Below are 6875 nucleotides of genomic sequence, written 5' to 3' on the forward strand. Positions count from 1 at the left end.
CCACCCCCTCCCCCTCCGAGAGAGGACCCGCCGGAGGCACAAAACACCACCGCCGGAGCGTCACCACAGGGTTGGCTGGAGTGGGGAGACGGGGTTCGGCAGGGCTCGCGGGGCCTTGCGTGGAGCTCGTGCTGGAGCGCGCGGGGTCGTGGTCGGGGCGAGCGCCGGCCGGGGCGGGGTGGCGGCGGGGAGGCGTCCGGCGCCGGTCTCCGACGGGTTGGCCGGTGCGGGTTCGAGGGGTGCCTGTTGGGCGGTGAGTGCCTGCTGTTCGATGATGGTGACGGGCTTCTGGTACAGCTTCTGCGCGCTGGGGTCGAGCGGGGGCAGCAGGCGGGCGGCGGCTTTCTGGTCGTCGCGGCGCTTGTGGCGGCGGCGGACTCGGGCGAGCCGTCCTTCGTAGGCGGCGTGGTCGCTGGTGTGCAGCCCGGGTTGATGCAGCCGGGCGAGTTCCAGTGCGACGTGGCCCATCGGGCTTGGGGTGAGTACGCGGGTTCCGTCGTGCTGTTGGGCGGCGGTGAGGAACTTGGCGGTGAGCAGTGCCTGTGTCCTCGCGTGGCTGATCCGGCGCCCGCCGGTCCACTCGTCGTGCCGCACCGCGAGCCGGGCACGGCCGCCTCGCCAGTACAGGCGGCCGGTCGCGGCGGCCTCCAGCACGCGGAGGTGGCCGGTGGTCCAGCCGAGTTCGGCGACGTGCTGCTTGGCGAGGTACTGGTTCGAGGCGGCCCGCTCCCGGTTCTCGCGGTCCATGCCAGTGGCGGCCTGCTGTTCGGCTTCGTGCTGGGCCTCCTCCTGGCGGCGGGCACTCTCTCGTTCGGCCTGTTCCGCGGGAGTGAGGACCCGGTCCAGTTCGGCGCGCAGGCTGGCGGCGGTGGTCTCGACGCCGGCGGCGGCTTGGGCGAGCACAGCGTGGTGGACGGCTTGGCGGGCGCAGTAGGCGAGCGCGCTGGTGGGCATCTCGGGGTCGTCTGCGTACTTCTCGGCGTGGTCGGCGTGCCGGGCGGCCTCGGTGGCTTCCCGGTGGGCCTCGTGCATGGCAGCCTCCAGGCGCACGGTGGAGCCGGAGCGGCTGCGGCAGACGGCGGCCATGGCGTCGTCCGCGGCGATGACGGCGAGAAGGGCGGCTTCTCCGGCGACCTGGATGCAGGTCTGTGGCGGCGGGTCTCCGAACGGGACGGCCGGGCGGACGGCGCGCACGGGCATGGGTGGTCCTCGGGGTCTCGGTGGTGCGGTCGGGGGCGGGCAGTACACCCGTGTTCGGGGTGCCGCTGTGGTCGCGCGGAGCGCGGCGGGGGTTCTGTCGTGCCCGCAGGGCACGTCCGCTGGCCCGGCGTCCGGACGGGACGGGAGAGCCGCCTGCGGCCCGGACGGCGCGGCCGGCTGCGAGCCGGGTCGGGCTGAGTCGTCCCGCAGGGACGCCCGTTCGGTCGGGGCCTCGGGGCGGTCGGCCGCCGAGCGGGGGTTGCCCTGGTGGGCGGTGGGCGGAGCGTGGGGGCGGGCGGCTCGATGCCGCCCGGCCCCACGACCCGGCGGCCGGGGCAGGCCGGGCGGTGGTCTCCGCCCGGCCTGCTCTTCTACGCGGCGACCGGTTCGCGTTCGGCGACGCGGCACCGGGTGAGCACGGTCTGCGCGGTCTCGTTGTAGATGCTGTGGTCCTTCACCGTGCCGGTCAGTTCGACCTCGTCGCCCTTGCCGGGGACGGTGGCGGCGGAGGAGAACCAGACGTAGACGTTGCCCTGCGGGTCCTGGAACTTGATCAGTCGGCGGCGCTGAGCGTGGTAGCCGTAGAACCGCTCCTCCAGCTCGACCACGGTGGTGACCGTGGCAGTGGTGGTGATCCGCTCGCCCACGGTGCCCTGCGGCCGGGAGTTCTGGGCGGCCCGCTCGATGGCCTCCTTCTCCTGGTCGCGGTGCCACCCGGCGATGGCGGATACCAGTGTCGGCAGGTGGCGCGGGTCGACCGTCTCACCAGTGGCCAACTGGCCCACCTTGTGGCGGTATTCGGAGAGGCTGCCGTACCCCTGGACGGCCCACGCGCGGACGGCGGCGGCGGTGTTCGCCGCGTCGGGCTCGGCGTCGATTCCGGCCCGCCACTCCATCGGGGCCTTGCGGTCGAAGAAGTACGCCTCGACGCTGTCGGCGGTCGGCACGGTGTTCTTCCACTGCTCGGAACGGCTGTAGAAGCGGCCTTCCTGCTTGACGACGGCGGCGGCCACGCGCAGCACCTCGGCCACCGGCACGCGGAGGTCGGCCGGGATGCCGCCTTCGTCGCCGTCCCAGTCGGAATCCTTGAGCGTGCCGAAGCGCCACAGGGCCTCAAGGCCCTTGATCGGCAGGCCGGTGTACGGCTCGACACAGGTGGTGCCCAACTGCCGCATCTCACCGTTCTCGTGACGGGCAAGGTAGGTCGCGGTGCGGTGGCGGGCGACGGCGCACCCCTGGCAGAAGTTCTCGATGGCGCGGTGCTGCCGCGCGGCCTCGGCGTGCTGCTCGGGCAGGCCCGGGAACAGGCTGGTGATCGTCTCGCCCTCCTCGTCGTGGTCCAGGCGGGCGATGACGGTCCAGCCCTGGTGGCGGGGGATGTCGCCGGAGATGGTCACGGTGACGGTGGGGCGCCTGCCGATCACGCGGCCGTCCACGTCCTGGTAGTCGGCGAGAAACGGCGCGGAGATGTCGAGCGTGTACGCGGTGAGCTTGTGGATGGCGGCGCGGGCGTTGGTTGCCTCGACAAGCTGGCGGACGCGGGCCTGGGCGGTGGCGGGGACGGAAAACCGCATGGCTGCGCTGGTCATCGTGGGTGCTCCTGCTGGTGAGAGAGGAATCGAGTCCCCGGCCGGGCGGGTTGCCCTCCGCGTGCGGCCGGGGTCGGGTCGGGGCCGGCTGACGGCCCGTGGGTCGGAGGGGGTGTTGCCCTCCCCCTCCGACACCATTAATTAAACCATGTTTTGCAGTGTGAGGCAAACATCCCGGCCGGGGATGTCGAGTGCGGCGCGGTCGCGCAGGAAGGCGGCGAACAGGGCGGCGGTGTAGCTGTCGGCGGTGCCGTAGGTGCGGCGGCAGTCCAGGGCCCCGATGCGCTCGCCTCGATGGCGGACGGGGAACGGCTGGCCGGGCTCGGGGATGGCGAGTGCGTACAGTCCGCGCGGAGTGTCCACGCGCAGGACCACGGCGGCGGCCTCGCGGTCGTAGGCGGCCGACCAGCGGGCCGACCCGACGCCGAACTCCGCGAGCCCGCCCGCGATGGCGCGGGCCTGCATGATGTCGGCGGCGGTGGCCGAGTTGGGCTCGGCGGGGGCGGCGGCGTATCCGCAGCAGTGGTCGGCGGCGTGGGTCTCGGAGAGGGTGGCTGCACGGGGCATTGTGGGGCTCCTGGGGTGGCCGGGGGCGGAAGTTCCCGCCCCCGGCATCGGTTGGCTGAGGATGGATCAGGCGGCTTCGGCGTCGTCGGCCAACTCGGCCTCCGGGTCGCCCGGTTCCTCGCCTGTGCCCGACTCCTGCTCGACCTCCTCCGGCTCCTTCCCCTTCGGGAGCGCGGTGCCGGGCTGCTGCTTCGCCGGGTCATATGGTGCGCCCTCGGCCACGGCCCGCTCGATAGGCGTCATCGAATACCCCAGGGACTCCAGCACCTTGAACCACTCGGCGGTAGGCTCCCGCGTCCAAGGGGCGCACTGCTTGCCGGTCCGCCACGCCGACCGGGTCGCGCTCTTCTCCCTGACGGCGGCGATGGCCGCGAACTGGAGCTGAGGGGCTCGGCGGGGGTCCTTGGCGACGTGCTCGGCGAAGGTGCTCCGGTCCTTGGCCTGCTGGGCGTTCAGGCCCAGCAGAGCGGCCAGGATCTCGGTGGTCGGCTCCTTGTTCAGGTCGGTGCAGAGGCCCCAAGTTCCGCTGATAAGAGCTTCGTTGACGTGACGAACCATGGCGTTCGTGGCGTTCTTCGTGAGGCTGCGCGACTTGATCAGGTCCGCGATCCACTTCCTGCGGACCGACTCGGCGGCGTCCCAGTCGATGTTCCCCGCCTTGACGGCAGCGAGGGAGGCGCTGGCGGCCTTCGCCTCAGCGGTCTTGGTGTCGCCGTTGCTCTCGGGCACCGTGTGCCCGTACAGCCCGGGGGCGGTGCAGTAGGGCTCGTACCGGTCGCTGTAGCGGTCGCCGAGCACCCACACCTGCCCCCTGCATTCGGCGTGCTCCTCAGCGCTGACGCCGCTCAGCCTGTGCTCTGGCATGGCTCGCTCGGACAGTTCCTCGGCGTCCCGGATCTTCTTCCCAGCCGCTTCCAGCTCCGCGCGGTGGGCTTCGGCCTTGGCCCGCTTCTCGCGCTTGGTCCGCTCCCGCGCAATGGCCCACTCAACGTCGTGCTCGCGCGCATAGTTGCCGGTGGCGGCCTTGGTGATCGCGTCGACCGCGTCGGGGTCGTCAGCGAACTCGGTGAGCGCGGCCAGGTGATCGAACGTCCACGTGTAGCTGCTCGCGGCGTTGACGGCGGCGCTCAACATCTCGTCGGACCTGACCTTGACGAGGGCTCGCACGTCCTTCTGTCGCACGCCTGCGGCCTTGGCGATGCGGCCGACCTGCGCGCCAGCCTCGGCGGCGCTGAACATGGCCTGGTTCATCTCCGCCGTCGTCAGGGGCTTGCGGTGCTGGGCGGTCGTCATCATGTCGAGGAACTGCCCGGCCGCGTCGCGGTCGTCGTCGTCCCACTCGTACGGCACGTGGGTGAGGCCCGCGTCATTCGACCCGTGGTAGCGGCGATTCCCGTCGTTGACCTGGATGACCCCACTGTCAAGCCGCTGGATCTTGACGGGGATGCGGCACCCCTCGGCGCGGAGGGATTCCACGAACTGCGCGTTGATGTCGAGTTCCTCGCGGGCGTTCTTGGGGTGCGGCGTGAGCGCCGTGAGCCGGATGACCGGGCGGGGCGTGAACGGGATGGCCTCCAGTCCAGCGGCGACGGCGGCGGCCAGCCGCTGGAACCCGTCGATGACCTGTGGCACGTCGCCGTTGGTGCGCACGACGTACAGCGGCTCCTGGACGCCGTTGGCCTGCACGTCGGCCAGCAGATCGGCCGGGGCCTCGGCGTCGCGGGCATTGCCGGGGTGCGCACAGAGTTCGGCGACGGTGATGGTCGGCCACGGGGCAGGGGCGGTCTGGACGCCGGCCTGGGTCTTGGTGGTCATCGGCTCTACTGCTTTCTGGTGAGAGGTTCCGCCGGGCCGGTCGGCCCGGCGGGGGTGTCGGTCGGGGGTGTTGCCCTCCCCCTTCCGACATCATTAATTAAACCATGTTCTGGAGAGTGGGGCAACCGGGGACGATGTGATCGGCGTCACTCCGATAGAGGGCTGCGGCGGAGCGGATCAGGGCGGCGGCCTCGGCGGTGGTCCGCCCGGGGGCGTCACTCCAGCACCACAGCAGGGTGCGGCGGTAGGCGTCTTCGGCAAGCCCGAGTTTCCGCCAGCGGACGGGCGGCACGGGGCCGCCGTGGGCTTGGTTGCTGAGCACCACCAGGGAGTCGAACAGGGCCCGGTGGAAGATGTCCCACACCTCCCCCCGCTCGGACCAGCGGGGCCGGGCGGCGCGCACGCCGCGCCCCCATGCGTGCAGCAGGTTGCACGGGGCGGTGCTACCCATCCGGCCGGGCTGCCAGAGGTGGTCACCCTGGTAGAGGCCGACGCGCTCGATATGGTCGGCGGCGGCGGTGAGGATGCGAGCGGGGGTCGCGCGGGACTTCCGGGGCATGACGTTCTCCTGGGGCCTTGGCAGTCAAGATGCCTTGCTCTCAATGGACTTGGCGGCGATGGCGCAGTCAGTGCAGTAGCAGGGAATCCGCCACTGGTGCCCGGCAGGGCTCGCGCTGGCGAAGGCGCGGGCGGCGGCTTCGCTGATCCGGCCGGTCCCGGGGACCTTCGGGGCGGCGGCATTCCATGCCTGGGGGACGCTGTAGACCTGGAAGTAGTGGCGGCCGCCTTGGTCGGTCTTGGCGAACCTGATCCAGTCCATGTACACGCGGGGCTCCTCGGGGCGCGCGGCGGTGGGGCTGGGGCGGCGGGCCGCCGCCCCAGCAGGGGTGTGCGAATCAGGCGACGAGCGATCCGGCGGACGCGGCTCCGATGCGGCGGGTTCCGCCGATGTCGGCGCGGTTGCCTGCGGCGACTCCGTCGCCGTACCCGGTGCCACTGAAATGGCTGGTCTGGCTCCGGACCTTGGGGTGGGCCTTCCGGTACGCGGCTCCGACCATTGCGTCACGGTCGGCCAGCACGAGTTCGCCGCTGCGGCCGGTGGCGGACGTCTCCCCGCTGGCTGCGGCTCGGGCGGCCTCCTCGATGGCCTCCAGCCGCTCGGAGACGCGCACGATGAATCCGAGTTGCCAGGAGTTGCGCCACGCCTTTGCGCTGCGCACCCCGTACGGCACGGCCTGCCGGTTGAGGCCGTTGAGCATCTGGAGCAGGAGCGAGGTGTACAGGATCTCCGCGCGCTGGACATCGGACTCGTAGCCAACCACATGGACGCGGCGACCGCCGGTCGCGGCGGGGCCCATGTGGATGGCCTTGCAGCCGACAGCCTCTGCAATGCGGTAGATGAGGCGGACGCGGGACATCGACCAGGGGTTGGGGAGGTCGAAGTTCTTGTCCGTGATCCCGTCCCGCGACGGCTGTCCGTCGCTCAGGAGCGCGTGGTCGACGCCGTACTTCGCCATCATCTGCATCGCCCGCGTGCGGGCAAGCTCCGCCTCGGCCTCGGGCGTCGACGGGTTCTCCGCCTTGGCCAGCAGCGCCTGAATGGTCGCCAGCTTGGGGTTCACGCCTGCCTGGGGGGTGGTCACAGCTCATCTCCTGGTGAGAGTGGGTGTCGGGGGCCGATCGGTCCCCGGTGGCCGGCTGGGG

7 protein-coding genes are annotated in these 6875 nt (G+C 71.8%); all 7 read right to left on the reverse strand.

What is annotated here, in order from left to right; translation table 11 throughout:
- Positions 1-60: 60 nt before the first annotated feature.
- The 7 genes from ABD323_RS38545 to ABD323_RS38575 all read right to left on the reverse strand — a co-directional run bounded on the left by ABD323_RS38545 (position 61) and on the right by ABD323_RS38575 (position 6814).
- Positions 61-1200, reverse strand: coding sequence for a hypothetical protein (locus ABD323_RS38545; protein WP_344446769.1), 1140 nt, complete (start codon positions 1198-1200; stop codon positions 61-63).
- Between the two features lie 371 nt (positions 1201-1571).
- Complete coding sequence (locus ABD323_RS38550) at positions 1572-2789, reverse strand: hypothetical protein (protein ID WP_344446770.1); 1218 nt, start codon at positions 2787-2789, stop codon at positions 1572-1574.
- A 141-nt stretch (positions 2790-2930) separates the two neighbouring features.
- Positions 2931-3356 (reverse strand): hypothetical protein, encoded by a 426-nt coding sequence (locus ABD323_RS38555; RefSeq protein ID WP_344446771.1) that lies wholly within the window; start codon positions 3354-3356, stop codon positions 2931-2933.
- A gap of 66 nt (positions 3357-3422) precedes the next feature.
- On the reverse strand, positions 3423-5171 hold the full coding sequence (locus ABD323_RS38560; RefSeq protein WP_344446772.1) for a ParB N-terminal domain-containing protein: 1749 nt from the start codon (positions 5169-5171) through the stop codon (positions 3423-3425).
- A 97-nt stretch (positions 5172-5268) separates the two neighbouring features.
- A complete protein-coding gene (locus ABD323_RS38565; protein ID WP_344446773.1) occupies positions 5269-5730 on the reverse strand; it encodes a DUF6197 family protein in 462 nt (153 codons plus the stop codon).
- Between the two features lie 24 nt (positions 5731-5754).
- Complete coding sequence (locus tag ABD323_RS38570) at positions 5755-5997, reverse strand: hypothetical protein (RefSeq protein WP_344446774.1); 243 nt, start codon at positions 5995-5997, stop codon at positions 5755-5757.
- A 70-nt stretch (positions 5998-6067) separates the two neighbouring features.
- Positions 6068-6814, reverse strand: coding sequence for a DUF2786 domain-containing protein (locus ABD323_RS38575; RefSeq protein WP_344446775.1), 747 nt, complete (start codon positions 6812-6814; stop codon positions 6068-6070).
- Positions 6815-6875: the final 61 nt, after the last annotated feature.

The sequence above is a fragment of the Kitasatospora nipponensis genome (assembly GCF_039528135.1).
Classification (GTDB): Bacteria; Actinomycetota; Actinomycetes; order Streptomycetales; family Streptomycetaceae; genus Kitasatospora; species Kitasatospora nipponensis.

Excerpts from the sequence above, each read along its gene's own strand:
- ABD323_RS38545 (WP_344446769.1), bottom strand. The coding sequence starts at position 1,200 with ATGCCCGTGCGCGCCGTCCGCCCGGCCGTCCCGTTCGGAGACCCGCCG.
- ABD323_RS38550 (WP_344446770.1), bottom strand. The coding sequence starts at position 2,789 with ATGACCAGCGCAGCCATGCGGTTTTCCGTCCCCGCCACCGCCCAGGCC.
- ABD323_RS38555 (WP_344446771.1), bottom strand. The coding sequence starts at position 3,356 with ATGCCCCGTGCAGCCACCCTCTCCGAGACCCACGCCGCCGACCACTGC.
- ABD323_RS38560 (WP_344446772.1), bottom strand. The coding sequence starts at position 5,171 with ATGACCACCAAGACCCAGGCCGGCGTCCAGACCGCCCCTGCCCCGTGG.
- ABD323_RS38565 (WP_344446773.1), bottom strand. The coding sequence starts at position 5,730 with ATGCCCCGGAAGTCCCGCGCGACCCCCGCTCGCATCCTCACCGCCGCC.